The organism is Pseudomonas sp. LP_7_YM, from assembly GCF_004364435.1.
Lineage (GTDB): Bacteria > Pseudomonadota > Gammaproteobacteria > Pseudomonadales > Pseudomonadaceae > Aquipseudomonas.
Genome location: NZ_SOCT01000004.1, coordinates 305272 through 331485, shown reverse-complemented (window position 1 = coordinate 331485; position 26214 = coordinate 305272). Strand labels below are relative to the sequence as shown.

Here is a 26214-nt window from a genome sequence, read left to right as displayed (position 1 = left end):
GGCTGTTTCGCGCGATCTGTCAGCGCTCTATACGATCTTCAGCGCAGACCTTAGCAGTCCAGCGGGTTGCGTTTATTCGGGTCGATGCCGAACTTGGTAATGGCTTCAGCCACCACTTTAGGTTCGATATCGCCGCGATCGGCCAAGGCTTCCAGGGCGGCCAGCACCACGAAGTGGCGATCAACTTCAAAGAAGTTACGCAGCTTCTTGCGGCTGTCGGAACGGCCGAAACCGTCGGTACCCAGGACTTTGTATTCCTTGGTCGGAACCCACTGACGGATCTGGTCAGCGAACAGTTTCATGTAGTCGGTCGAAGCGACAACCGGACCTTTGCGACCACTGAGGCATTCTTCAACGTAGCTCAGTTGAGGCTTCTGGCCTGGCTTGAGACGGTTGCTGCGCTCTACGGCCAGGCCGTCGCGACGCAGTTCGTTGAAGCTGGTGACGCTCCAGACGTCCGCGCCGACGTTGAACTGCTCGCGCAGGATCTTCGCCGCTTCACGTACTTCGCGCAGGATGGTGCCCGAACCCAGGAGCTGCACGTGGTGCGCGCCTTCCTTGGTGTCTTCTTCCAGCAGGTACATGCCTTTGACGATGCCCGCTTCGGCCCCGGCCGGCATGGCTGGCTGGGTGTAGGATTCGTTCATCACGGTCAGGTAATAGAAGACGTCCTGTTGTTCTTCGAACATCTTCTTCATGCCGTCCTGAATGATCACCGCCAGCTCGTAGCCGTAGGTCGGGTCGTAGGTGCGGCAGTTCGGGATGGTCGAAGCCAGGATGTGGCTGTGACCATCTTCGTGCTGCAGCCCTTCGCCGTTCAGGGTGGTGCGACCGGCAGTACCGCCGACCAGGAAGCCACGGGTGCGGCTATCGCCTGCAGCCCAGGCCAGGTCGCCAATACGCTGGAAGCCGAACATCGAGTAGAAAATGTAGAACGGAATCATCGGCTGGTTGTGGCTGCTGTACGAAGTACCCGCAGCAATGAAGGAGGACATGGCGCCTGCTTCGTTGATGCCTTCCTCGAGGATCTGACCTTTCTTGTCCTCGCGGTAGAACATCACTTGTTCTTTATCGACCGGCTCGTACAGCTGGCCTACGGATGAGTAGATGCCCAGTTGACGGAACATGCCCTCCATACCGAAGGTACGGGCTTCGTCCGGGATGATCGGCACGATGCGCTGACCCACTTCCTTGTCCTTGACCAGTTGCGTCAGGATGCGCACGAAGGCCATGGTGGTGGAAATTTCGCGGTCGCCGCTGCCGTCCAGGATCGCCTTGAGGGTTTCCAATGGCGGGGTCGGCAAGCTGAAGCTTTCAGCGCGACGCTGCGGCACGAAACCGCCCAGTGCAGCACGACGCTCGCTCAGGTAACGGGCTTCGGCGCTGCCTTCTTCCGGTTTGAAGAATGGCAAGGAGTCGAGCTGATCGTCTTTGACCGGAATGTCGAAGCGGTCGCGGAAGTGACGCAGGCTGTCCACGTCGACTTTCTTGGTGTTGTGCGCGGTGTTTTTTGCTTCACCGGCACCGGTGCCGTAACCCTTGATGGTCTTGGCCAGAACCACGGTCGGCTGACCCTTGTGGTTAACCGCTTGATGGTAAGCGGCATAGACCTTGTACGGGTCGTGACCACCACGGTTGAGTTTCCAGATTTCATCGTCGGACATATCTGCAACCATCGCCTTGAGTTCTGGCGAGTTGAAGAAGTGTTCGCGAACGAAAGCACCGTCTTTGGCTTTGTAGTTCTGGTACTCACCGTCGATGACTTCGTCCATACGACGTTGCAGGATGCCATCGACATCCTTGGCCAGCAGCGGGTCCCAGAAACGGCCCCAGATGACCTTGGTCACGTTCCACTGGGCACCGCGGAACACGCCTTCCAGTTCCTGGATGATCTTGGCGTTGCCGCGAACCGGGCCGTCCAGACGTTGCAGGTTGCAGTTGACGACGAAGATCAGGTTGTCCAGCTTCTCGCGACCGGCCAGAGCGATGGCGCCCAGGGATTCCGGCTCGTCGGTCTCGCCGTCGCCCAGGAAGCACCAAACCTTCTGCTTGCCTTCAGGGATGTAGCCGCGGTGCTCCAGGTACTTCATGAAGCGCGCTTGATAGATGGCCTGGATCGGACCCAGACCCATCGAAACGGTCGGGAACTGCCAGAAATCTTTCATCAGCCACGGGTGTGGATAGGACGAAAGACCGTTGCCATCGACTTCCTGACGGAAGTTGTTCATCTGGTCTTCGGTAATGCGGCCTTCCATGAACGCACGGGCGTAGACGCCTGGCGATGCATGACCCTGGAAGTAGATCAGATCGCCGCCGTGTTCGTCGGTCGGGGCCTGGAAAAAGTAGTTAAAACCGATGTCGTACAGGGTGGCACTGGAAGCGAAGCTGGAGATGTGACCGCCCAGATCCGGATCGCCGATGTTGGTTTTGACGACCATTGCCAAGGCGTTCCAACGTACCAACGAGCGAATGCGGCGTTCCATGAACAGGTCGCCAGGCATGCGTGCTTCGTGGGTGACAGGAATGGTGTTGCGGTACGGCGTGGTGATGGCGTACGGCAGCTGCGAGCCACTGCGTGTGGCCAACTCGCCCATACGGGTCATCAGGTAATGAGCACGGTCTTCGCCTTCTTTGTCGAGAACCGATTCCAGGGCGTCCAGCCATTCCTGGGTTTCGACGGGATCGAGGTCTTGCATGGCTTGCTCCAGGGCGGAAAGGCTTCCAGAATCGGTTGCCTGAGTTTGTTGCGACTGGCCTTGTGGGCAGACGACGTAAATTCTTGGATGACCGGAGTGGTATCCGGCGTTGTGTAGTTTTACTACAAATCTTGAGCTGTTTCAGCTTTTTGACTTGTATATACAGTAGTAAAACTACAGATGAGCGATGTTTTCGTTCATGTGTTGCGGCGAATTAAATGAAAAATGCTGACGTAAATAATACAAAGACTTGCCGTTCAGTTGAGTTGGCTATCAAAAAGAGACGAATGTGAGCAATTTTTAACCTTTGTTCGACAGTTCCTTCCGTCATGTGTGTACAACTCCCGCCCAGGTAGTCTTTTCAATGCCGACCAAGGATAGCCCATGAGCCTCCCTATGCTGACCGATCTGCCGGCCATTCTCCTGCCGTTGGTCACTCGTGCGCAGCAGTCGTTCCGCACTGCGCTTGCCGCTTCGTCCGATACCGGACTGGCAACGTTCGATGCCTGGCCCGCGGAGCGTCTGATCGCGTTTGATCGCGTCTGCGCGGCCAGCGATTTTGTGACTGAGCAGGCCGTGCGGGACCCGCAAATGTTGCTGGATCTGGCCGCCTCGGGCGAACTGGAGCGCAGCCTTAGGGCCGGTGAACTGCGTGAGCACATCGCCGATGCCGTCGCCCGAGCAACTACCGAGGATGAACTGGGGCGTAATCTACGTCGTCAACGGACACGGCAGCAAGTCCGAATTATCTGGCGCGATCTTACACGTCAGGCGGATCTGGTCGAAACCTGCCATGACCTTTCTGACATGGCTGATGGCAGCATCGACCTCGCTTACAGATGGTTGTATGACCGACATTGCCAGCAATTCGGCACGCCGACTGGGCGTCGTAGCGGCGAACCGCAGCAAATGGTCATCCTCGGCATGGGCAAGCTCGGCGCGGTCGAGCTGAACCTGTCCTCCGATATCGACCTGATTTTCGCCTACCCCGAAGGTGGCGAGACACAGGGCGTCAAACGTGCGCTGGATAATCAGGAATTTTTCATTCGTCTCGGCCAGCGGCTGATCAAGGCCCTGGACCCGGTGACGGTCGACGGTTTTGTGTTCCGCGTGGACATGCGCCTGCGACCTTACGGTTCATCCGGGGCGCTGGTGCTCAGCTTCAACGCACTGGAACAGTATTACCAGGACCAGGGCCGCGACTGGGAACGTTACGCCATGATCAAGGCGCGGGTCGTCGGTGGCGATCAGGCCATGGGTGCCGAGTTGCTGGAGATGCTGCGACCGTTCGTCTATCGGCGCTATCTGGATTTTTCCGCGATCGACGCGTTGCGCACCATGAAACAGCTGATTCAGCAGGAGGTACGCCGCAAGGGCATGGCCGCCAACATCAAGCTGGGCTCGGGCGGTATCCGCGAGGTGGAGTTTATCGCTCAGGCCTTTCAACTGATTCACGGCGGACGCGACCTGAGCCTGCAACAGCGGCCTCTGCTCAAAGTGCTGCGTACGCTGGAGGGGCAGGGCTATCTGCCGGCAGCGGTCATCGGCGAACTGCGGGAAGGCTATCAATTCCTGCGTTATACAGAACACGCGATTCAGGCGATTGCCGACCGGCAGACTCAGATGTTGCCTGAAGAGACAACGGACCAGGCTCGCATTGCTTTGATCATGGGTTTTGCTGACTGGGACGCTTTCCACGAGCAATTGATGTACTGGCGCAATCGGGTTGACTGGCATTTTCGTCAAGTCATCGCTGATCCGGATGAGGAGCAAGGCCAGGAGGACGGCGGTGATGAGCTCGTCGGCGGCGAGTGGCTGCCGCTGTGGGAAGAGTCGCAAAATGAAGAAAGCGCCTGCCTCCAGCTTCAGGAAGGCGGATTCGCCGATGCTCAGAAAGCGTTGAAGCATCTGAGCAACCTGCGTAACAGTTCCCAGCTGCGCTCGATGCAGCGGCTGGGACGTGAGCGGCTCGATGCATTTATTCCGCGGCTGCTGGCTCAGGCAGTCGAGCACGCTAATCCCGATCTGGTGCTCGAACGCGTGTTGCCCTTGGTTGAAGCGGTGGCTCGGCGTTCGGCCTATCTGGTGCTACTGACCGAAAATCCGGGCGCGCTGCGGCGTTTGCTGACCCTGTGCGCGGCCAGCCCGTGGATTGCCGAGCAGATCGCTCGTTTCCCGTTGTTGCTCGATGAGCTGCTTAATGAGGGACGTCTGTTCAGCCCGCCGCAGGCGCCGGAGCTGGCGGCCGAACTGCGTGAGCGCCTCACGCGGATCCCGGAGGATGATCTGGAGCAGCAGATGGAAGCGCTGCGCCATTTCAAGTTGGCGCACCGGCTGCGCGTGGCGGCGTCGGAAATCACCGGCAGCCTGCCGCTGATGAAAGTCAGTGATTACCTGACCTGGCTGGCCGAGGCGATTATCGAGCAGGTGCTGGCGCTGGCCTGGCGGCACACTGTCGCCCGTCATGGTACGCCGCAGCGCCCTGATGGCTCATTGTGCGACCCGGGTTTCGTGATTGTCGGTTATGGGAAAGTCGGAGGCATCGAACTGGGGCATGGTTCGGACCTGGACCTGGTGTTCATTCACGATGGCGATCCTCAAGCAGAGACCGACGGCGCCAAACCGATCGACGGTGCGCAGTTCTTTACCCGGCTGGGGCAGCGAATCATTCATTTGATCACCACGCAGACCAACTCCGGTCAGTTGTATGAAGTGGACATGCGCCTGCGACCCTCCGGTGCGTCAGGGCTGCTGGTCGGTTCGCTGGGAGCGTTTTCGCGCTATCAAGAGAAAGAGGCCTGGACCTGGGAGCATCAGGCACTGGTCCGTGCGCGAGTGTTGGTGGGCAGCGCCGATGTCGGTAAAGGGTTCGAGGCCGTACGCGCCTCGGTGCTGGGGCGCGAGCGTGATCTGCCCCTGTTGCGGCAGGAGGTCAGCACTATGCGCGCGAAGATGCGCGACAATCTGGGTACCAGGGCTACAGCGGCCGGAAAGGGCGCGAATGCCTTTGAAGCCACGGCTCGGTTCGACCTCAAGCAGGACGCCGGTGGTATCGTCGATATCGAATTTATGGTGCAATACGCGGCCTTGGCGTGGTCCAGAGAACATCCCGCGCTGCTTCGGTACACCGATAACATCCGCATTCTTGAGGGTCTGGAAGCGGCAGGTCTGATATCCGCCGCCGACGCCAGCCTGTTGCGTGAGGCGTATAAAGCGTACCGTTCCGCCGCACACCGACAGGCCCTGCAGAAGGATGCCGGGGTGGTCAGCGGTGATCAGTTCGCCAGCGAGCGGCGTGAAGTGATGCGGATCTGGGAGCAGTTGGGGCTGAGCTGAATGCGGTACGTATTTCGGGTTTGAGTGTCGCGGCCGATTGAGCGCTGGACACATGACCCCTGAGGGAGCGAACTCACTCGCGAGAGGCCGGTACATCCGAGACATCTTTATCGGTTGGGCTATCGCATCAAGAATGAATTCGCTCCCGCAGCAGACCGCGAAGGCAGTTGGAGCGCGGCAAAGCCTGGATTTGCGGGGCCTATATAAAGCTATGACAGGGAGGCGTCAGATTGTGTGCAAGCGTCACGCAGTCTGATGGGCCTCCCTGCTCGTTTCTGTCGTTTTTGGATTGAGCATGAGAATACTGATCGTAGGGCCCAGCTGGGTCGGTGACATGGTGATGGCGCAAACGCTGTTCCAGTGCCTGAAACAACGTCACCCGCAATGCGAAATCGACGTTCTGGCGCCCGAGTGGAGCCGACCCATCCTTGAGCGTATGCCCCAGGTGCGTACGGCCTTGAGCTTTCCGCTCGGCCATGGCGCGCTGGAACTGGCGACCCGTCGGCGCATCGGCAAGTCTCTGAAGGGTCAGTACGATCAGGCGATTCTGCTGCCCAATTCCTTAAAATCGGCACTGGTGCCGTTCTTCGCCGGCATTGCGCAACGCACAGGCTGGCGTGGCGAGTTCCGCTACGGTCTGCTCAACGATGTGCGCGCGCTGGATAAAGAGAAATACCCGTTGATGATCGAGCGCTTCATGGCGCTGGCCTACGACAAAGGTGCTGAACTGCCGTGCCCGTATCCCAAGCCGAGCCTTTCGATTGAAACTGCCAGTCGCGACGCAGCCCTCGCCAAGTTCGGGTTGAGCCTGGACCGACCGGTGCTGGCGCTGTGCCCTGGCGCAGAATTCGGCGAGTCGAAGCGCTGGCCGTCCGAGCACTATGCCAAGGTCGCCGAAGCGAAGATTCGTGAAGGCTGGCAGGTGTGGCTGTTCGGCTCCAGGAACGATCATGCCGTCGGTGAAAGCATTCGCGAACGCCTGATTCCCGGCCTGCGTGAAGAGTCAACCAACCTCAGCGGCGGCACCTCGCTGGCCGAAGCCATCGACCTGCTGTCATGTGCCGATTCTGTTGTTTCCAACGATTCAGGCCTGATGCACGTTGCTGCTGCGCTCAATCGTCCGCTGGTGGCCGTTTATGGTTCGACATCGCCAGGCTTTACGCCGCCGTTGGCCGATCAGGTCGAGGTCGTGCGGCTGGGCATCGAATGCAGCCCGTGTTTCGAGCGTACTTGCCGTTTCGGTCACTACAATTGCCTGCGTCTGCTGGAGCCGGATTCGGTGATTCAGGCCCTGAGCCATCTGGACAGTACGCCGGTTGAGGTCGCCTGACTTGCGGGTACTGCTGATCAAGACCTCTTCGCTGGGTGACGTCATTCATACCCTGCCGGCGCTGACCGACGCCGCTCGCGCGGTGCCTGGCATTCAGTTCGACTGGGTCGTGGAAGAAGGCTTCGCTGAAATCCCGACCTGGCACCCTGCAGTGTCCGGGGTGGTTCCGGTGGCTATCCGGCGCTGGCGCAAAAACCTCTGGCAGACCTTCCGGAACGGTCAGTGGCGTCAGTTCAAACAACGGCTGCGCGACACGCATTACGATCTGGTCATCGACGCTCAGGGGCTGCTGAAAAGTGCCTGGCTGACGCGCTACGTCAAAGCGCCCGTTGTCGGGCTGGACAAAAATTCCGCTCGCGAACCGCTGGCAACGCGTTTTTATGATCGGGCGTACCCCGTGGCCCGTGGTCAGCACGCGGTCGAGCGCCTGCGTCAGCTGTTCGCGCAAGCACTGGGCTATGAACTGCCCGCAGGTCTTGGCGATTACGGCCTGGATCGCAACCGCCTGTTAAACGCCGAAAGCAGCGCGCCGTTCGTGCTGTTCCTGCATGGCACCACCTGGGCGACCAAACATTGGCCCGAGTTGTACTGGCGCCAGCTGGCCGAGCGCATGATCGGGCAAGGGCTGGAAGTGCATCTGCCGTGGGGCAACCCGGCGGAGAAAGCCCGGGCCGAGCGTATCGCCCAGGGCCTTGATAAAGCCGTCGTGCTCCCCAAACTCAATCTGGCTGGCGTCGCCAGAGTGCTGGCCAGCGCCCAAGGCTGCGTGGCCGTAGACACGGGCCTTGGACATCTTGCTGCTGCGCTGGACGTGCCGACGCTGTCTTTGTTTGGTCCGACCAACCCGGGCCTGACCGGCGCCTACGGCAAGTCGCAGGTCCATCTGGCGGGCGATTACCCGGCCTGTGCGCCGTGCCTGCAAAAGAAATGCACCTATCGACCGACGCCTGAAGATCAGCGTCAATTCGATACCGAGCGCGAGTGGCCGATGTGCTTCACTCGCCTGAATCCCGAGCGAGTAGCGAGCCAGTTGGGTTCGCTGTTGCTGGCAAAGGAACATCCGTGATGCAACTGGCCTTTGTGCTTTATAAATACTTTCCCTTCGGTGGCCTGCAGCGCGATTTCATGCGCATCGCTCTGGAGTGCCAGCAGCGCGGGCACTCCATCCGCGTCTATACCCTGATCTGGGAAGGCGACGTGCCGCCGGGGTTCGAAGTGCTGGTGGCGCCGGTCAAGGCGATCTTCAACCATCGGCGCAACGAAAAGCTCACCGACTGGATGAATGCCGACCTGGCCAAACGTCCAGTGGATCGTCTGGTCGGCTTCAACAAAATGCCGGGTCTGGATGTGTATTACGCCGCCGATGGCTGCTTCGAAGACAAGGCGCAGAACCTGCGTCACGGTCTGTACAAGCACTGGGGCCGTTACCGTCACTTCGCCGCGTACGAGCGCTCAGTGTTCGCCCAGGACGCAAAAACCGAAGTGCTGATGATCTCCGAAGTGCAACAGCCGCTGTTCATCAAGCATTACGACACACCGCTGGAGCGCTTCCATCTGCTGCCGCCGGGGATTTCCCAGGACCGCCGCGCACCGGATAACGCCGTCGAAATTCGAGCGCAGTTTCGTCGCGAGTTCAAGCTGGGCGATGACGATCTTCTGCTGGTGCAGATCGGCTCCGGCTTCAAGACCAAGGGCGTCGACCGCAGCCTCAAGGCGCTCGCCGCCTTGCCGTCTGAGCTGAGAAAGCGCACGCGGCTGTTTGTCATCGGTCAGGACGACCCCAAGGTCTTCCAGCTGCAAAGCACAGCGTTGGGCTTGGGCGACAACGTCACGTTCATGAAAGGCCGCAGCGACATCCCGCGTTTCCTGCTGGGCGCCGACCTCTTGATCCACCCGGCCTACAACGAGAACACCGGCACCGTGCTGCTTGAAGCATTGGTTGCGGGGCTGCCGGTGCTGGTCAGCGCGGTGTGTGGTTATGCGCACTACATTGCCGAGGCTGACTGCGGTCTGGTGCTTGATGAGCCGTTCGAGCAGAACCAGCTCAATCAATTTCTGGCCTGCATGCTCAAGGACGATGTCACGCGTGAGTCGTGGCGCAGCAATGGGCTGGCATTCGCCAACACGGCTGATCTTTACAGCATGCCGCAGCACGCTGCGGATGTGATTCTGGCGGAGCACCACGGATGAAACTGATCCTTGCTGAACCCTTCAAAACCCTCTGGGCCGGGCGCGATGCGTTCGACGCTGTCGAGCAACTGCAGGGCGAGGTTTATCGCGAACTGGAAAACCGCCGCACCCTGCGCACCGAAGTCGACGGGCGTGGCTACTTCGTCAAGATCCATCGCGGCATCGGCTGGGGAGAGGTGGCGAAAAACCTGTTGAGCGCAAAACTGCCGGTGCTCGGCGCCGGGCAGGAGCGGCAGGCGATCAATCGCCTGCACGAGGCCGGTATCCCGACCATGACTGCCGTGGCCTATGGCGAACGCGGCAACAACCCGGCGTCCCAGCACTCGTTCATCGTTACCGAAGAACTGGCGCCGACCGAGAGCCTTGAGGACGTCAGCCTCAATTGGCGCAGCGAGCCTCCCGAGCCGCGCATGAAGCGGGCGTATATCGGCGAAGTCGCTCGCCTGGTCGGCATGATGCACCGCGCCGGGGTCAACCACCGCGACTGCTATATCTGTCATTTCCTGCTGCACACCGACAAGCCGGTCACGCCCGAGGATTTCAAACTCTCGGTCATCGATCTGCACCGCGCCCAGACGCGCCCGGCGATTACCATGCGCTGGCGCAACAAGGATCTGGCGGCGCTGTATTTCTCGGCGATGGACATCGGTCTGACCCGTCGCGACAAGCTGCGCTTTCTCAAAGGGTATTTCCAGCAGCCGCTGCGCCAGATTCTCGCGCAGGAACCGGCGTTGCTGGGCTGGCTCGAAGCCAAGGCCGACAAGCTTTATCAGCGCAAACTGCGGTACGGAGATGCGCTCTGATGGCGGGTTGGAATCTGGAACCGGGATATGCAGCGCTGGGCGACGATTTCGGCTCGCTGGACGCTGTTTTTGCCTTGCAGGGCGAGCGTCTGACCCGCGATCCGCTGTCCGAGGTGATCCGCGTCGAACGCGGCGGGGTCAATTATTACGTCAAACGTTATGTGGCAGCAGGAAAGGGCCTGCGACGCTATCTGGGACGCCCTCGGGTCAAGTCCGAGTGGCAGAACCTCAAGCGTTTCGCCAAGTGGGGCATTCCCACCGCCGAAGTCGTGGCCTGGGGCCTGGAGCGCAAGGGCGCGGCCTATGACCGTGGCGCGCTGATTACCCGCGAGTTGCCGCGTACCGAGGATTTATCCGAGGTGGCCCGGCTTCACGACGCGCGTCTGAACGACCGCACCTGGGTCGATGGCATCAGCCGGCAGGTCGCGCGATATACCCGGATCATGCACGATCACCATTTCACCCATAACGACCTGAAGTGGCGCAATCTGCTGGTCGATGATTGTTCGACGGTGTTCCTGATCGACTGCCCCAATGGCGCGTTCTGGGTCAGCTTCATGCTGCGTTATCGCATCACCAAGGATCTGGCGTGCCTGGACAAGGTAGCCAAGTACCACCTGTCTGCCACTCAGCGCCTGCGGTTTTATCTGCAATACCGGGGGCGCGAGCGTCTGAATGAGTCAGACAAGAAGCGCATTCGTCACATCGTCAGCTTTTTCGAGGGACGCGAATGAATGTTTTCATTGCAGAAGTGGACCGTGCATTGCTTGAGCGTCACGGTCTGGCGGATTTCGATTCTCTGTGGAACGTGCAGCTCGAAGCTGTGGACGAGCCCAATACCGGGCGTGGTGGATGGAGCAGCGTGTTTCGCCTGGAACTTGAAGGCACGGGTTACTACCTCAAGCGCCAAGCCAATTACCTGACTCGCACCCTGCATCATCCGCTGGGCGAGCCTACGTTTTCCCGTGAGTTTCGCAACATCAATCTGTACCAGTATCTGGGGATTCCAGCGCTGCACGCGGTGTTTCATGCCCAGAAAAAGGTTGATGGCGAGCGCCGGGCGATTCTGATGACTCGCGCGCTGGATGGCTGGACCGACCTGGAAACGCTGCTGTTGCAATGGGCTGAGCTGCCTGCGACTCAGCGCCTGGCGATTCTGAAGGCGTGCGGCGAGCTGGCGAGCACGCTTCACACGGCCGGTCAGGTGCATGGCTGTTTCTATCCCAAGCACATTTTCCTCAAGGACCGGAACGGCGCCTATAGGGCGCAACTGATCGACCTTGAGAAAACCCGTAGATTGATCTTTGGCAAACGTGACCGGGTCAAGGATCTTGAGCCGCTGTTGCGACGTGCACCCGTGTGGAACGAGGCAGAAGTCCGAGAATTGCTTTCGGCTTATGTTCACGAGGCGGCCAGCAGTATCAGGGTCGATGAGTGGTGGGAGCGATTGGCCAAACGCGGCAGCCATAAGCGCGGCGTTCGTTAAGCTGCTCCCGGTCGAAAAACGTCCTGCGGGCGTGATGTGTTGTTGATTACCGATCCAGCTCAAGTTGATTGAAGAGGGCGCCGATGCGTTTGTCTGAACTGAAAAACGCCGGGCGTACCCCGACGCTGCCGATGAGTATTGCGTTGGCGGATGCTGCCGGTTCGGCCGAGTTACAGCTGCTCAGCCTGCTGCGCGTACTGCCCGGTCAGCGCTATGTGGGCGCCGGGATCTGGCGTGGGCGGCCGGTGCTGGCCAAGTTGCTGGTCGGGCACAAGGCACCTCGGCATTTTCAGCGCGAGCTCGCCGGCGTGCAGTTGCTTGCCGGGCAGGGCCTGGCCACGCCACTGCTCCTGGCCGACGGCCTTGTGGAAGGCGAAGGCGGCTGGCTGCTGTTCGAATTTCTCGATCAGGCCCAGAGCCTGAGCGATGCCTGGAAGACAGTTGAAGACCTGCCGCCGCTGGCCGATGAACAAACGACCGTGCTGGGCGATGCCTTGGCTGTCGTCGGGCAAATGCACGCCAAGGGCCTGTGGCAGGAAGACCTGCACCTGGACAACCTGCTGCGTCAGAACGGCAAGCTGTACCTGATCGATGGCGCCGGCATTCGTGTCGAGCAAGCTGGCAAACCGTTGTCTCGCCAAAAGGTGCTGGAAAATCTCGGTGTGTTCTTCGCGCAACTGCCCCGATCGCTGGAGCCATTCACCGAAGAACTGCTGGTCTACTACCTGCTGAGCAATGGCGAACATGCGCTGCCGGTCCAAGCGCTGCAAAAGCAGATCGACAAGGTCAGCCACTGGCGGTTAGGCGATTATCTGATCAAGGCGGGACGTGACTGCAGCCTGTTCAGCGTTACCGACGGGCCATTCGGCCTGCGCGCGATTCGTCGCGAAGAAGAAGCCGCGATGCTTGCGGTGCTCGACACAGCCGACGCATTGATCGACAGCGGCCACCTGTACAAGACCGGCGGTGCCGCGAGCGTGGCGAAAACCCAGGTCGAAGGCCGACCTTTGGTGATCAAACGCTACAACATCAAGCATTTTGCCCACTGGCTCAAACGTTTCTGGCGTCCGAGTCGAGCCTGGCATTCATGGCGTGAAGGCAATCGCCTGATGTTCCTCGGCATCGCCACGCCCAAGCCGCTGGCGTTGCTGGAGCGGCGCCTGTTCTGGTTGCGACGCCAGGCGTACCTGGTCACCGAGTACCTGCCGGGGCCGGATATCATCGAACGCTTCGCGCCGTACGTCGCTGCAGGCGATGCACCGCAAAGCGAATTGCTGGCGCTGGACAGGCTGTTCGCGCAGTTGATTCGTGAGCGTATCAGCCATGGCGATCTGAAAGGGCATAACGTGTTCTGGCATCAGGACCGCTGGGCGCTGATCGATCTGGACGCCATGTGTCAGCACAGCTCGGCCCGCACCTTCGCCGCTGCCTTCTCCAGGGACCGTGCCCGTTTCATGCGTAACTGGCCTGCCGACAGTGCGCTGCACCAATTGCTGGAGCAGCGCCTGCCAAAAGCCTGATAGAGCACGTCATTCGAGGCGGCAGCACGGCGGGCGTTGCCGCACCTCGATGAGGTATGACCTACCCCACTCGTTCCAGGCCGTAGCGCTGCAGGGCGAGTATCAGCGCCTCGACGGTCTCATGGGGTTGTAGGTGCAGCGCCTCCCAGGTCGGGCGCTCCACGAACGCCTTGCCTTCGGCGTTGAATTGCACCGGTGTGAGATGAATCGCGTTGTCTCTGGACCGATGGGCGATCATATGTGCCGTTTCCGACTCGGACTCCACCACGAACGTACCGACCCGCGACAGCCGCTGATCCAGCGTTGGCTTTTCAATAGGTGCCGGCCAGACCGGCGTTCCAGGGATCTCTACATCGATCCGGAAGTCGCCTTTTACGAAGCCTTCGCTCTTGTTCATGGGGCTGCGCGAGAATACACCGGCGTCCACCCTGATGCCCTTGGAGGCGCCGGGCGCTACGTCAACGAGGTGAAGGCCAATGGCACCTTCGAGTTCCGCAAGTCCCGGTACGGTCTTGTAGATGTTGGCGTGACTGTTGCCGACCAACGCAACCCACCTGTGCTTACCCATGACAGACTGGTGCTGACGGATCGTGCGCGAGGCGAAATAATTCATCATCTGCTGGCGGGTCGTGGGCGTCTCCAGGCGTATACCCCGCAGGTGGTAACTGGCGGCGCAATCCAGGGCGCGAATCTCCAGGCCATGCTGCTGCGCCTTGATCAGCAACTTTTCAAAGTTGTACATATGGTCCGGGTCAGTCAGATGCCCGCTGTCCAGCTTTTTAATGTCATCCAAAAGCCTTTTGCTCATAAGCCCTGTGTCGAAAAAACGATCCAGGTCGGCCTGATGCAAGTCGGTCAGCAGGTGCTCCATGTAAAGCGTTTTTACGTTCTGCTGCGTCAGCAGCGGCAGGTTGTCCATAATGAATTTCTTGCTGGCGACAGAGGCGTGGAATTCGCCTATGACCATGCCGTCGGTTTGCTGATACAGGCTTTTAATGAATTCATCCACATTGCCCTGGGTGTCGATAGCGGGCATCGTCGGTCGCGGCGCAAGCTCGCCAAAAATGACGGGACGCGATTCGATTCGCAGCTTCTCTCTTAACTCGAAAAATGTCGATTGCGCCGGTATCAGGTCGGTATCGCTGATGAAATAGTTGCCGTCGAGCCCTCTTGGCCTCTGAATCAGCTCATACAAAGCGTCTCTCGACGACGGTGGCATACCGTATGTCGTGTCGAGCAGCGATTGCTGGAGTGCGGTCGGTGGGCTGTCGGCAACCCAATGCTCCGGTGCTACGCGCTGCCAGCCTGAACTTTCATCCCAGCGAAAGCCTGTTACGCCCGGATGTGTGTGCCCGCTGGCGGCGACGCTTGCTCCGGTCAGGGTATCGTCCAGGCCAGTCGGTAGGGCTGCAGGGATTGCCGTGTCGGCCACGATTGGATTTGCAAATTCTATTTTGAAGTCGCATGGCGTGGCCTGTCCATCTTCGACCAGGCGAACCGAAGTGGCGCGGATCTGCATAGGACGCCCGGCAGGTACGTCTTCGATATGCACACTGATCGCGCCTTCGAGCTCGGCGATGCCTGGAACCTGGTCATGGGTGGTGGCCAGCTTTTCGTCGAGCAGGGCGATCCAGCGCTTGGAGCGATCCAGCGCAACGTCGGCGCTGATTACCTTGTGACCGAAAAAGTTGCTCATTTTTTGCGCGGCTGCGATGTCGGTTGTGGGCGTTGCCACCTCAAAACCTTCAACCGGGTAACTGACCGATGAGCTGAATGGACGTACCTCGATGCCGTGGCGGTGCGCGTGCTTGATAAGGTGGTAGTAGTCGTATTCCACGCTCAGGTTGTTCAATGCTCCCTCATTGATCAGCTCGAGATGATCCCTGATCTCATGGGAGCCGGAGCGAACGTTTTTTCCTTTGGCGCGATATTTGGCCAGTTTCTTGAGGTGCTTGTCGGTGAACAGATGCGGGAGGTACATCGTCTCGACTCGCTGTTCGACCAGAGCCTGCATGTGGGCGATGAGGAAGTGTTTACTGGCTACGGACCTGGGGGCCTCGCTCAAGACTAACCCGTTGCTGCTGTTGAAAACGTTTTCCAGAAAACCGCTGACGTTCGCCGATGCATCGACTGCCGGGAGTATTGGCCTGGGTGGCAGCGCCGGGGAGCGGGCAAAAAATGTCTGGGCGTCGGCGTAGAGTTTTTCCTTGAGGCTGAAGTAGCGCTCGCGCATTTGGACGTAATAGATCTCGAAGTACCCATCCAGATTCAAGCCCAGGTCGTCGGCCGGTTCCATTTTGAGGATACCCTCCAGATGCCTTCGCAAGTGCTGCGGTAACTCGTAGTCACTCAGGTCTGCTCCACTGCTACCCGATTGTTCTTGCAAAGGCCTGAAGCCGAACGGTTCATCGTTGCCGCCGCCCTGCAGGCGCGAACGCTCAACCAATGTCCACTGGCCGTGATCGTCCAGCCTGACGGGTTGGCGACCGAAGAACGCGAAAGGGCTGTCCGGGTCCACAATGTGCCAGCAGCGAATACCGGCGTCGTACTGCACCTGATAAACCAGGCCGTTCATCTGGATGTAATGCCTGCCCTGGCCCAGGCTGACTCCCCTGGCATGCCCCTCGGCCACTTGTGGCAGGTCTTGCAGGGAAATGTCTACGGCACGATTGGCGAGCGCGTCGGACGCACGTGGCAAGGTGGGGGTAGCAGGTTGATCCAACGGCTGCCAGGCTCCGTTGCTATCGCGGGTTGCATAGTGTCGGGTGGCGGCTACCTCCTCCGGGTCGACACCCAGGCTCCGGTAAACCGGTGCCTGGCCGCTGGCATTGGGTTTGCCAATCAAGAACGATTGGTCCTGCAGGTTGGCCGGGTAGAGTTTTTCCTGCTTTGCCGGGTTCGACAGCTTTTTCAGCGTTGAGGGTCGGGCGGGTGTTCCCGAACACCTCGATAGCTTGCGCGCCATTGCACCGAAACCCTTGAGGCCTTGGTGGAGATCTCCCGCAGCGCCAACCATGTTCAGGGCCGACGCGAGAATGAGCGCGTGCGCGTCCTCCGGAGAATCCCCGGTCAGTGCCTGGAAGGCCCTGACACTGTCGCGCAGCGACAGCATCACGCCGACAGTGAAACTGGCGGGAGGGAAGGGCAGCGTCAGTACGGTGGCAATAATGTCAATGCTGTTCCAGATGAGCTTGCCCAGCATGTCATGACGACCGATGGTGGTTTGCTCCGCGTCACGCAGTTTGCGCTCGATCGGCCGGTTGAAGCAGACCTGGGCGAAATCGGCAATCGGCTCTTTTGGCAAAGAGGGGCGCTTGTTGGCATTGCCCTGTTTCATATCGTTCAGAAAAAACGCCAGAGCACGGCGTGCCTTGATCCGGCAACGGTCTTTGTAATAATCGATCATGCCCGACGGTTCGAGCGATTCCACGAACGAGCTGAATACCCTGAACTCGATGCCATCGGGTGCCCCCGGCGTGTAGAGCAAGGGCGCCAGCCGGTTTTCAGTCGACAGCAGGGCGAAACATCCCTGAACAGTTTCGACCTGGGTCAGGTTGGCGTCTGGAATCACCAGTTGGTCGAAGAGGCTCAGGTGTGAGGCAATGAACGGCTTGTCGATATGGATTTGCAGGGGGTACACCGGATAACGTTCGCGCGTCCGGGCGTCGCTTCGGCCCAGACTGGCGGTCGCCACGGCGAGCCATTGATATTGAGCGGGGTCGATGTGCCCCTTGAGCAGGCTGCGCAGGGCCGCCGCCTGCATTTGCAACTGGGTTATCAAGGTACTGGCTTGACGTCGGTACGTGTAACCCGTGGACTCGGGGCTGAGCAGGTTGCGCCGGATCAGCGCGGCATAGTCATCGGCGAGCCATTTACCATGGACCGAGCGCGCGACGGCAGTTGGCGTAAGTGCGCTCAGGTCTACGCCCTGGGGCCCTCTGAATACCGCTGTGGTAGCGGCAGTCGGGGTGATCAGACTGATGCTGTCGTCATAGCCATTACGCATCATTTGGGTGTAAGTCAGCGTTTCCCGTTCTGAGACGATGAGGATCTGGTCAGGGTCTACCGCGCCCGCCGGAACCTTCATCAACTGAGCTATGTTTTCGCTGGCGCGCTGGTGCACATAATCTTCGAAGTCCTGAACTGTTGTATGGGCCTGGTAGTTACGTGCGGCGCCGGCGATAGCGTCATCCAGCGCGACCAGTTGCTGGCGCTGCAAACCGCTGGCTCGCACATACCAATCGGGCGTATGGGCTTGATGTTCTGAAAGCGTTACATCGATCAGTTCCCTGACGAAAATGCGCAGGCCTGCATCGTAGCTGTCCAGTGAGATCAACTGGATGAAACCGGGCGCCGGGTACGGTTTTTGTCTGAGCGCCTCCAGAGTTTCATTGAGTCCAGGACGGCTCGCGACAGGCGATTGCTGGAGCAGGTAATCTTTCATCGCCGTAATGGCGGTCCAGCCCACCAGCTCATGAAGCAACTGGGTTTCATTGTGGAAACTCTGAAACAGCCGAGCGCGCGGCGCGTCCGAGGCGAACATGATCAGGCGTTCGAGCCTGCCTTGATTGTCCTCTTTCCTGAACACCAGAATGCGGCCAAGAATGCCGCAGTGGTCGATTCTGATGTGCTGAGCTCGCAGCACGGCTCCCTCTTGGGCAGGTGACGATTGCGTGATGGCATGGATGATGGCGAAGTCTTCGCTCGAAATATGCCCCTGCATCTTCGCTGCATACGCCGACTCCACGACCCGCAGGCCGATCAGCTTACGCATGAGCATCTGATTGCCCGGCAGTGCGTATGCCCTACATTGATAATCGCCGAAGCTGACACGCAGTTTCAGCTCATCGATCGTACGCGCCAGGTACGCTGGGGTCAGCCGGGCATAGGGTATTTCTGCCGACCTGTCATCGATGTCGATGGTGGAGCGGGTCAAAAAATCCGAACCGGCCTGTTGGTCGTCCGGGTGTACCCCCAATAGCGCCAATTGGGTCAAGGTGCGCGTAGTGGTATAACTTTCGTCCGTCAAAGGCAGCGTGCGCCGGGTCGTAACGGCAATATCATCGGGCTCCACTTCGTAGCCCAGGTCGTTGGTCAGGTGGGTACGCAGGCTCACTCGTGCGTATTGCTCGGCAGAGGCGGCACCCTTCAGGGCGCTGGTCAGTGCCTTGCTCGCCTGGTCATAGCGGTTGACGTGTTGAATGTAGGTTTCGAGGTCCGCTGGCGCTGCAATCTTCACCCAGTCCGGCAAACTTGTGCGCATTTTACGCTCGGCCAGGGCCTGCTCGCGGCGCTCCAGCATGGTCGAGGGCCCGAAAAGCTCGGACATGCCTATCGCGGCGGCGATCTGCGCGGCGCGTTGTTGCGGTTTGGGGTTCAGTCCGGCAGTGCATACGTAACGTATGTCCTCACACTGTTTGTCTATCTGTCGCTGCAGTGCGTGACGGTAGGGGTCAGTGGTGATCGGCTGAAGGTGAATATCGGAAGGCCCAAACCGCTCGATGAACAAATCGGGATCGGCTGCCACCGCGAAGGCGGCATCCTGATGTCGCTGGTCGGCGTTAATGAGCAATGCCCATCGCAGCATGTCGTTGTTGAGCCATCCGGCCAGTGTTTGCGACATGGCCTGCTGCGTCGCATATTCCGTCAGGCCGCTTCCTGGCATTGCCAGAAGCGTACGGCCGGTTGCGCTGGTCATGACCAGCGCACCCTTGATTTCGACACGCGTCTGTTCATTGAACTGCGCATGCAGCGAATAAACGCTTACCTGGCCGCGTGAACGGCCAGCGTCGAACGAATCAGAACGCGCGATGCACGCCAGGGCGTCTGGCGCAAGTTCGTTTTCGTGGGATTTGAGTACCGCTTCATCGTAAAGGGCTTTTTCCAGGCATGTGGCGAACAGCGAATGTCGGCTTTGCTGCGTGTCGCCAGACGCTTGCCAGAAGGCGTCGATTCGATGCAGCAGGCTGTCCAGTTCCTGCTCCACTTGAGTGCTGTTATCAGTGTCCAGCGCTGAGAGCAATGATTGTGGAGCCTGCGGTAGATGAGACAGTTCCTTGGTCAGAACCCTGATGGCACGGGTTAGGCGTTTCAACGCGGCTGCGGCGTCGCGCTGCGTGGCTGCAGGTATTGGGGGAACAGGGGAAAGCGTCTGCATGTTATCTGTTTTCCTGAGGGCTCATTTGAGTGAGTGCATCTGTGGCGCAGGAATTTGCGCGTGATAGGCACTCAATCAATCACGGCCCGGTCAGGTGAAAGCGGTAGATATCTATCGCTGATGCAGATGCCATGAAAGGCAGGCGCAGGCCTTCGCCGCCGCCTTACACATGGACGCGCGGTGCAAGGGATGGGCCAGATGCATTCTCGCGCCGAGCGCCATATCTCGATTCATTACGCTATAATCCCGCCCTTTAGCTGCCGGCAGCACTGACGCCAGGCACACCTTATTTATCAGGCGCACGACGCCTGCTCTGCAGACTTGAGAGGCTAGACCCTAGTGGCATTGACGATCCTTGGCCTGTCCGGCGCCCTTAGCCATGATCCTTCCGCAGCGCTGTACATCGACGGCAAGCTGGTGGCAGCCGCCGAAGAAGAGCGTTTCGTTCGCGACAAGCACGCAAAGAACCGCATGCCGTACGAGTCTGCGAAGTTCTGCCTCGAGCGAGCGGGCATCAAGCCTTCCGACGTGGACGTGGTTGCCATCCCGTTTGCCCCGATCAGCCTGTTCGGCGAAGCGCGCTGGCACTACGCCAAGCGTTACTGGTACGCCCCGGATCGCGCCCTCGACGCCATCCTGATGGGCAACCGTCGCTACAAGCGCTATCGCAACAAGATCGTCTGGTGCCTCGAGCAACTGGGCTTCGATCCGAAAAAGATCAAGATCGAGCCGGTCGAGCACCACCTGGCCCACGCCTCCAGCGCCTATCACTGCTCCGGTTTCAAAGAGAAAACCGCGATCCTGGGCATCGACGGCAAGGGTGAGTACGCCACCACATTCTTTGGCTATGGCGAAAACGGCAAGATCCACAAGATCAAGGAATTCTTCGATCCGGACTCCCTGGGCGGCCTGTACGGGGCGATCACCGAGTTTCTCGGTTTTGAAATGCTCGATGGCGAATTCAAGGTCATGGGCATGGCGCCGTATGGCGATGCCAGCAAGTACGATTTCTCGCGTCTGGCCAGCTTTGAAAACGGCGAACTGGTGATCAATACCGAATACGCCAACGTCATCGGCCTGCGTCGTTATAAAGAGAAGGGCAAGGGTTTCTACTTCACGCCAAAGCTGATCGAGTGGCTGGGTCCCAAGCGCGAAGGCGACATCGCCGACGAGCCGTACATCCACTACGCGGCCAGCATGCAAGCGCTGTTCGAGAAACTGGCGCTGCAGATGATCGATCACTATCTGGGCGACATCCTCAAGGAAACCGGGAAGATTGCGTTCGCTGGCGGCTGTGCGCTGAACGTCAAGTTGAACCAGAAGATCATCGCGCGCCCGGAAGTCAAAGAACTGTTCGTGCAGCCTGCCTCCGGTGATGCCGGTACGGCGGTCGGTGCGGCGGCCTACGTTTCCCACGCTCGCGGCGTACCGGTCGAGAAGATGGAGCACGTTTACCTCGGTCCGTCGTATAGCAATGAAGACGTGATCGCAGCGTGTGCCCGTCATCCGAGCGCGCCGGCATGGCGCAAGCTCGAAAACATGCCTGAGCAGATCGCCAAAATCATGGTCGATGGCAATCCTGTGGCCTGGTTCCAGGGCCGCATGGAGTTTGGCCCGCGTGCGCTGGGTGGTCGTTCGATCATTGGCTGCCCAAGCGTGGCTGGCGTTGCCGACCGCATCAACCACCAGATCAAATTCCGTGAGCGCTGGAGGCCTTTCTGCCCGTCGATGCTCGACACTGTTGCCCCGCAGATGATCAAGATCGATCACCCGGCGCCGTTCATGACCTTCACTTTTGAAGTTTCCGAAGAGTGGAAGACCCGCGTACCGGAGGTCGTCCACGAAGACGGCACATCGCGCGCGCAGGTGCTCAAGCGCGAATACAACCCGCGTTACTACGACATGATGAAAGCGCTGGAAATCCTGACCGGTAACGGGGTGTCGCTGAACACCTCGCTGAACCGTCGTGGCGAACCGATGATCTGCTCGCCGACCGACGCTTTGAACATGTTCTTCGGCTCGGACCTGCAGTACCTGATCATGGAAGACATCCTGGTGGTCAAAGACGGCGCGGATACCTATGACACGCTCGGCTGAGCGCCATGTGCTGCAGTTCTGTCACGGCTATGACGGGCCGTTTCTCGACTGCGCCCGCCAGTACGCTAGCCTGTTCGCGGCAAAGGGCTACCGGGTCACCACGGTATTCCTGACCGGCGCTGCCGACGCGCAAGTCGCCGCCGGCTGCGCGTCCGACGACGTGCTGTTCATGGAATACAGCTCCAAGGCCATTCGTGGCCTCAAGCTGGGCGCCATCCGCGATCTGCGGAAAATTGCCGCATCCCGGGATTTCGCGTTCTGTATTGCCCACCGCTTCAAACCGATCTACATCGCGCTGCTGGCCACCGGGTTGCCGGTCATTGGTGTGCATCACGCCTTTGGCGATTATCAGCGCCGCAGCCGCAAGCTGTTCGCGCACCTGTTTCGCATGCGTCTGAGCCTGCTCGGCGTGTCCGATGCAGTGCGTGACGACATGCGCAAATGCCTGCCCAAGTGGCCGACCGGGCGTATCCAGACGCTTTATAACCGGGTCGATATCGAACCCCTCGCGGCCACTCAGGTGTCCCGTGAAGAGGCCCGAGAAGGGCTGGGTCTGCCGCACGACGCCTGGATCGTCGGCAACGTCGGGCGCCTGCACCCGGATAAGGATCAGGCAACGCTGTTGCGCGGTTTCGCTCAAGCGCTGCCCACGCTACCGGCCAATAGCCATTTGGTGATTCTGGGCAAGGGTCGCCTTGAGCAGGATCTCAAAGAGCTGGCGATGGAGTTGGGCATCGGCCACCAGGTCATGCTGCCGGGCCAGGTGCCTCAGGCCAATCGATACTTCAAGGCCTTCGATGCCTTTGCCCTGAGTTCCGATCACGAACCCTTCGGCATGGTGCTTCTCGAAGCGATGGTTGCCGGGGTGCCGGTGATTGCGACAGCTGTCGGGGGTGCCAGGGAAGTGGTCGAAGGCGTCGGCATTCTTTTCCCGCTGGGCGACGCCGAACACCTTGCCCAGGGGCTGACTCACCTGTCGCGCCTGGATGCCGAGCAACGCGAGTCATGCGCCGCGATGATGCTGGATCGAGTGCGTGAGCGGTTTTCCGATGAGGCGGTCCGCACTGTCTTCTGGCGTTTGCCGCAAGTCACCGACCTGACTGCGGAGTCTTGATGCTCAATCGTTTTAAAGCCTGGCGGGAACGTGGCTGGACGCTGATCGATGCGCCCGCCTATCAACGCGTCTGGGAGCGTTTCGGTGGCAGCGTCGCGACCCATCCTCTGGTGGTCGAACGGCTCGCCGGGCTGGCGCAGATCCCGGTGCGCTATCTGGGCTGGGAGCACAAAGGTGAGCTCAAGGCAGCGATCCCGACCTGGGGGCGCTCGCTGGCGCTGTCCAAGGACGTGCTCAAAAGCCACGGCAAGAAAGGCCTGTTTGATCTTGGTAATGCTGAACTGATCCTGCCGGCTGCGGCCGATGCCCAGGTGGCACTGCGTCATCGTGGACGCTACCTGTCGCAACTCAGTGAGGGGCGCATTGCCACGCTCAAGCCCCAGGCTGAATCCCTGGCCATGGCCCGCACGCCGGAAGAGCTGTCGAAGAAATTCCGCTACAACCAGCGCCGCGAGTTGCGTCTGCTTGAGGGGGCGGGTGGCGTCGTTCGTCCGATCACCGATTTCAGCAGCGCCGAGATTGCGCGCATGTATTGCGACCTGTTCCAGCGTCGCTGGGGTTTTGCAGCCACTGGCGCCGAGCGCATGGCGGAGGTCGTCGAGCTGCTGCGCGAATTGCTCATCGGTTCGGTGATTTTCCTCAACGATGCGCCAATCGCTATTCAGCTGATTTACCGCGTCGAGGCTGCGCAATGGATCAGCATCGAATACATCAATGGTGGCGTCGATCCCGAAACTCGGGATTTCAGCCCCGGCAGTGTGTTGAGCTTCCTCAATACACAAAGTGCCTGGGAGGATGCACGTGCACGCGGCAAGGCGCTGCGTTTTTCCTTCGGTCGCGCCGACCGTGAGTACAAGGATCGTTGGTGCAACCCCGTACCGGTGTTCCAGATTTGAGCCGCAAACAGGTCTTGCTCAAACGCCACCGCCGCAACAAGCGCGTGGCGTTGCTGATGGCATTGGTCATCCTGGTGCTGCTTGGCGTGCTGGTGGTCTGGTGGTTGCCGCTGGTGCTGGCGGTGTTGGGCTGGGTAGGCCATGAGGCCTGGTTCTCCGACCATCTGTTCTACGCGCCGGGCGATGATTACCTGTACCGGTTTCCAGCGCACAACGAGGTGCCTGGCGTGACCTTGCAGGGCGACGTGTTGGTGATTGATCGTCCTCTTCACCTGAACGGTTCCGAAACCCTGGTGCTGGCGTTGCCCATCAATAGCTCATGGCTGGGGCGCTTCTTCGACCCCGCGGTTGAGCTGAGCGGCGGTGACGCGGTGCACGACAGTCAGGTTTTCGAGCGCGGCGTGAAGGGCTTGCGTTATCTCAACCTCACAGGCTTCGGTAAAGCGCTGAGTACCGGCACCCTGCGCATTCGTGGGCGCCATTGCAGAATTCAAGGCCTGCCGCGACTGTGGTCTTTCGGGCACGCCGACGCCCGGCGTCAACGTGTCATGGTCATCGCGCCCCATGCCGATGATGCCGAATTGGCCGCTTTCGGACTTTACAGCCAGGCCGATGAAAGCTGGATTGTCACCCTGACCGCAGGTGAGATCGAGGCCGAGCACTATCAGCAGATGGGCATGGGGCGAGCCGAGGCAGCGCGAATCAAGGGCCGGTTGCGCGCGTGGGACAGCGTCACGGTGCCGCGCTGGGCTGGGGTGTCGGAATCGCGTTGCGTGCAACTGGGCTATTTCTGTCTTCAACTTCCCGCCATGCAGGCTACCCCCGATCAGCCAATCGCATCTCGCGAGGCCGATTTGAGCGATACGCGGATTTTTCGGCAGTTCAACAGCCTGTCTCTGCCCGGCGATGTCGACGGCGCGCCGACCTGGAACAATCTGGTAGCCGATCTGCGCGCTTTGCTGCTGCAGGCCAGGCCGCAAGTGCTGGTCATGCCCCATGCGACCATCGACCCGCACCCCGATCACATCTGCTCGCAGGCCGCTGTGCTGCAAGCCCTTCAAGGGCTGGAATGGCAGCCGAGCGTGATCCTCGGCTACGCCAATCATCTGCACGACAACGATCGCTGGCCGATGGGCGATGCTCACAGCGGTGTTGCACTGCCGCCAGTGTTCGACCCCTCGCAGACACTTGTGCCCTACAGTATCGGGCTCACTACCGATCAACAGCGAGACAAGGCCATGGCCTTGGGTATGATGCATGACCTGCAGCCGCCCGCTCCGCGTAAACGCCGGATCAGGCGCTGGTTGCAGAAATTGCTCGCCGGTCGACGCTGGCCCGCGGAAGGGGAGAATGAGTTTTTCAGAAAGGCCGTGCGCCGCCATGAACTGTTCTGGCGCAGGGAGCTCTGATTGCCCTCGATGTCCTCAAGGCAGCGGGCGGCCGCGCTGTGATCTGGTTTTATAAAGGAAGCTCATGAAAGTTCTATGTCTGGTCCAGAAAGAGCAGCGCGCCATTCTGGATCGTCTATACGAAGGCGTCGCAGCCAACTGCGAATGTGATCTGCGCTGGCTGAGTTCCGACGAGCAGCGCAATCTGCGGCGTTACTTCCGCCAGCACGTGGACGTGGCGCAATACGACCGTATTGTGTTCTTTCTGCGTTTCAAGCAGGAAATTCGTCAGGCGAGCTTCATTCGTACGGTTCCGAATCTGGTCATCCTCGAGCACGACGCCTACCAGAACTACATTTCCTGCAAGTACACCGGCAAGTTCAGTGCCCACTATCGTAAGCTGCCGTGGGCCCGGGTGCTCAGCTCCGGCTTCGTGGTCAGCGAGCGGCTGCGCCAGGAAGGCTTCGACGCAGTCTTCGTGCCCAAGGGTTATGATCAGACCCTGCTGAGCGATCAGGGGCGCGAGCGGGACATCGAGTTGGCGTTCGTCGGCAGCACCAACAGCGTGGCCTATAGCGGTCGCAAAGCGTTGCTCGATGAGCTCGGCCAGGTTGAAAAGCTGGTGGTGACCCGCACCAAGTCCGGCGAAGAGTATTGCGACACCTTGAACCGCATCCGCTTTTTCATCAGCGCGGATGTCGGTATGGGTGAATACATGATCAAGAATTTCGAGGCGATGGCCTGTGGGTGCGTACTGCTTGCCTACGATCAAGGTGAAGCCGAGAATCGTGCGTTAGGCTTGCAGGACATGCACAACGTAGTCTTTTACAACGACATCCCGCAGCTGCAGAAAAAGCTCGCAGTCCTGCGTGAGGACCCTAATCTCGCTGAGCGTATTGCGGTCAATGGTCGCGATCTGGCAGTGTCGCAGTTTGGATTTGGAGCGATCGGCGAACGAATCGTCCGCGAACTTGAACCGCCGTTGCGCGCACAGGCGCCCGTGAGCGGATTCGAGAAGCTGCGAGCAGCGTTAGGAATTTGATTTGAACGGTTTATGCGCTGAATATAACGATATTAATTTGAAATCAGATAATCTCCGCATGCCATTTTTTCCAGCAGCAAAGTGTCATGGAATATACCGTCAACCTCCGGGGATATGGCCTGTGACTGCGCAGTCAGATGCCAAGGGTCGAGTGCGGAT

The 26214-nt window shown here is 59.7% G+C and carries 15 protein-coding genes; 13 read left to right on the top strand and 2 right to left on the bottom strand.

From position 1 onward, the window contains the following. Positions 1-50 precede the first annotated feature (50 nt). Complete coding sequence (gene aceE, locus EC915_RS13190) at positions 51-2696, bottom strand: pyruvate dehydrogenase (acetyl-transferring), homodimeric type (RefSeq protein WP_133750973.1); 2646 nt, start codon at positions 2694-2696, stop codon at positions 51-53. 384 nt (positions 2697-3080) lie between these two features. Here aceE and glnE point away from each other — a divergent pair, with 384 nt between their 5' ends. From glnE to EC915_RS13150, 8 genes are all read left to right on the top strand, one after another. After that, positions 3081-6032 (top strand): bifunctional [glutamate--ammonia ligase]-adenylyl-L-tyrosine phosphorylase/[glutamate--ammonia-ligase] adenylyltransferase, encoded by a 2952-nt coding sequence (glnE, locus tag EC915_RS13185; RefSeq protein ID WP_133750972.1) that lies wholly within the window; start codon positions 3081-3083, stop codon positions 6030-6032. Positions 6033-6327: 295 nt separating this feature from the next. Beyond that, positions 6328-7362, top strand: coding sequence for a lipopolysaccharide heptosyltransferase II (gene waaF / locus EC915_RS13180; protein WP_133750971.1), 1035 nt, complete (start codon positions 6328-6330; stop codon positions 7360-7362). A gap of 1 nt (position 7363) precedes the next feature. Then, a complete protein-coding gene (gene waaC, locus EC915_RS13175; RefSeq protein ID WP_133750970.1) occupies positions 7364-8428 on the top strand; it encodes a lipopolysaccharide heptosyltransferase I in 1065 nt (354 codons plus the stop codon). Further along, on the top strand, positions 8428-9552 hold the full coding sequence (locus EC915_RS13170; RefSeq protein WP_133750969.1) for a glycosyltransferase family 4 protein: 1125 nt from the start codon (positions 8428-8430) through the stop codon (positions 9550-9552). The genes waaC and EC915_RS13170 overlap by 1 nt, the downstream gene beginning before the upstream one ends. Next, positions 9549-10355 (top strand): lipopolysaccharide core heptose(I) kinase RfaP, encoded by an 807-nt coding sequence (gene rfaP, locus EC915_RS13165; RefSeq protein ID WP_133750968.1) that lies wholly within the window; start codon positions 9549-9551, stop codon positions 10353-10355. Before EC915_RS13170 ends, rfaP begins: the two co-directional genes overlap by 4 nt. Continuing rightward, positions 10355-11089, top strand: a complete 735-nt coding sequence (locus EC915_RS13160; RefSeq protein ID WP_133750967.1) for a lipopolysaccharide kinase InaA family protein — start codon at positions 10355-10357, stop codon at positions 11087-11089. Before rfaP ends, EC915_RS13160 begins: the two co-directional genes overlap by 1 nt. Further along, positions 11086-11841 carry a lipopolysaccharide kinase InaA family protein gene (locus EC915_RS13155; protein ID WP_133750966.1) on the top strand — a complete coding sequence of 252 codons (756 nt, stop codon included), beginning with the start codon at positions 11086-11088 and terminating at the stop codon, positions 11839-11841. Before EC915_RS13160 ends, EC915_RS13155 begins: the two co-directional genes overlap by 4 nt. Positions 11842-11924: 83 nt before the next feature. Continuing rightward, positions 11925-13361 (top strand): lipopolysaccharide kinase InaA family protein, encoded by a 1437-nt coding sequence (locus EC915_RS13150; RefSeq protein ID WP_133750965.1) that lies wholly within the window; start codon positions 11925-11927, stop codon positions 13359-13361. Positions 13362-13422: 61 nt separating this feature from the next. Here EC915_RS13150 and EC915_RS13145 read toward each other — a convergent pair whose 3' ends face one another. Beyond that, positions 13423-19518 carry a membrane-targeted effector domain-containing toxin gene (locus tag EC915_RS13145; RefSeq protein ID WP_133750964.1) on the bottom strand — a complete coding sequence of 2032 codons (6096 nt, stop codon included), beginning with the start codon at positions 19516-19518 and terminating at the stop codon, positions 13423-13425. 339 nt (positions 19519-19857) lie between these two features. Between EC915_RS13145 and EC915_RS13140 the strand changes: the two genes are divergently transcribed. From EC915_RS13140 to EC915_RS13120, 5 genes are all read left to right on the top strand, one after another. After that, a complete protein-coding gene (locus tag EC915_RS13140) occupies positions 19858-21615 on the top strand; it encodes a carbamoyltransferase (protein ID WP_133750963.1) in 1758 nt (585 codons plus the stop codon). Next, complete coding sequence (locus EC915_RS13135; RefSeq protein ID WP_133750962.1) at positions 21599-22729, top strand: glycosyltransferase; 1131 nt, start codon at positions 21599-21601, stop codon at positions 22727-22729. Before EC915_RS13140 ends, EC915_RS13135 begins: the two co-directional genes overlap by 17 nt. Next, positions 22729-23625 (top strand): antimicrobial resistance protein Mig-14, encoded by an 897-nt coding sequence (locus EC915_RS13130; protein ID WP_133750961.1) that lies wholly within the window; start codon positions 22729-22731, stop codon positions 23623-23625. The genes EC915_RS13135 and EC915_RS13130 overlap by 1 nt, the downstream gene beginning before the upstream one ends. Then, entirely contained in the window at positions 23622-25034 is a 1413-nt protein-coding gene (locus tag EC915_RS13125) for a PIG-L deacetylase family protein (protein ID WP_166650988.1), read from the top strand. Before EC915_RS13130 ends, EC915_RS13125 begins: the two co-directional genes overlap by 4 nt. Positions 25035-25098: 64 nt before the next feature. Next, entirely contained in the window at positions 25099-26055 is a 957-nt protein-coding gene (locus EC915_RS13120; RefSeq protein WP_133750959.1) for a glycosyltransferase, read from the top strand. The last annotated feature ends 159 nt before the right edge of the window (positions 26056-26214 follow it).

Coding starts and splice junctions, on each gene's coding strand:
- waaF (WP_133750971.1), top strand. CDS start 6,328: ATGAGAATACTGATCGTAGGGCCCAGCTGGGTCGGTGACATGGTGATG.
- EC915_RS13135 (WP_133750962.1), top strand. CDS start 21,599: ATGACACGCTCGGCTGAGCGCCATGTGCTGCAGTTCTGTCACGGCTAT.
- EC915_RS13130 (WP_133750961.1), top strand. CDS start 22,729: ATGCTCAATCGTTTTAAAGCCTGGCGGGAACGTGGCTGGACGCTGATC.
- EC915_RS13120 (WP_133750959.1), top strand. CDS start 25,099: ATGAAAGTTCTATGTCTGGTCCAGAAAGAGCAGCGCGCCATTCTGGAT.
- EC915_RS13150 (WP_133750965.1), top strand. CDS start 11,925: ATGCGTTTGTCTGAACTGAAAAACGCCGGGCGTACCCCGACGCTGCCG.
- rfaP (WP_133750968.1), top strand. CDS start 9,549: ATGAAACTGATCCTTGCTGAACCCTTCAAAACCCTCTGGGCCGGGCGC.
- aceE (WP_133750973.1), bottom strand. CDS start 2,696: ATGCAAGACCTCGATCCCGTCGAAACCCAGGAATGGCTGGACGCCCTG.
- EC915_RS13145 (WP_133750964.1), bottom strand. CDS start 19,518: ATGCAGACGCTTTCCCCTGTTCCCCCAATACCTGCAGCCACGCAGCGC.
- EC915_RS13155 (WP_133750966.1), top strand. CDS start 11,086: ATGAATGTTTTCATTGCAGAAGTGGACCGTGCATTGCTTGAGCGTCAC.
- EC915_RS13160 (WP_133750967.1), top strand. CDS start 10,355: ATGGCGGGTTGGAATCTGGAACCGGGATATGCAGCGCTGGGCGACGAT.
- glnE (WP_133750972.1), top strand. CDS start 3,081: ATGAGCCTCCCTATGCTGACCGATCTGCCGGCCATTCTCCTGCCGTTG.
- EC915_RS13170 (WP_133750969.1), top strand. CDS start 8,428: ATGCAACTGGCCTTTGTGCTTTATAAATACTTTCCCTTCGGTGGCCTG.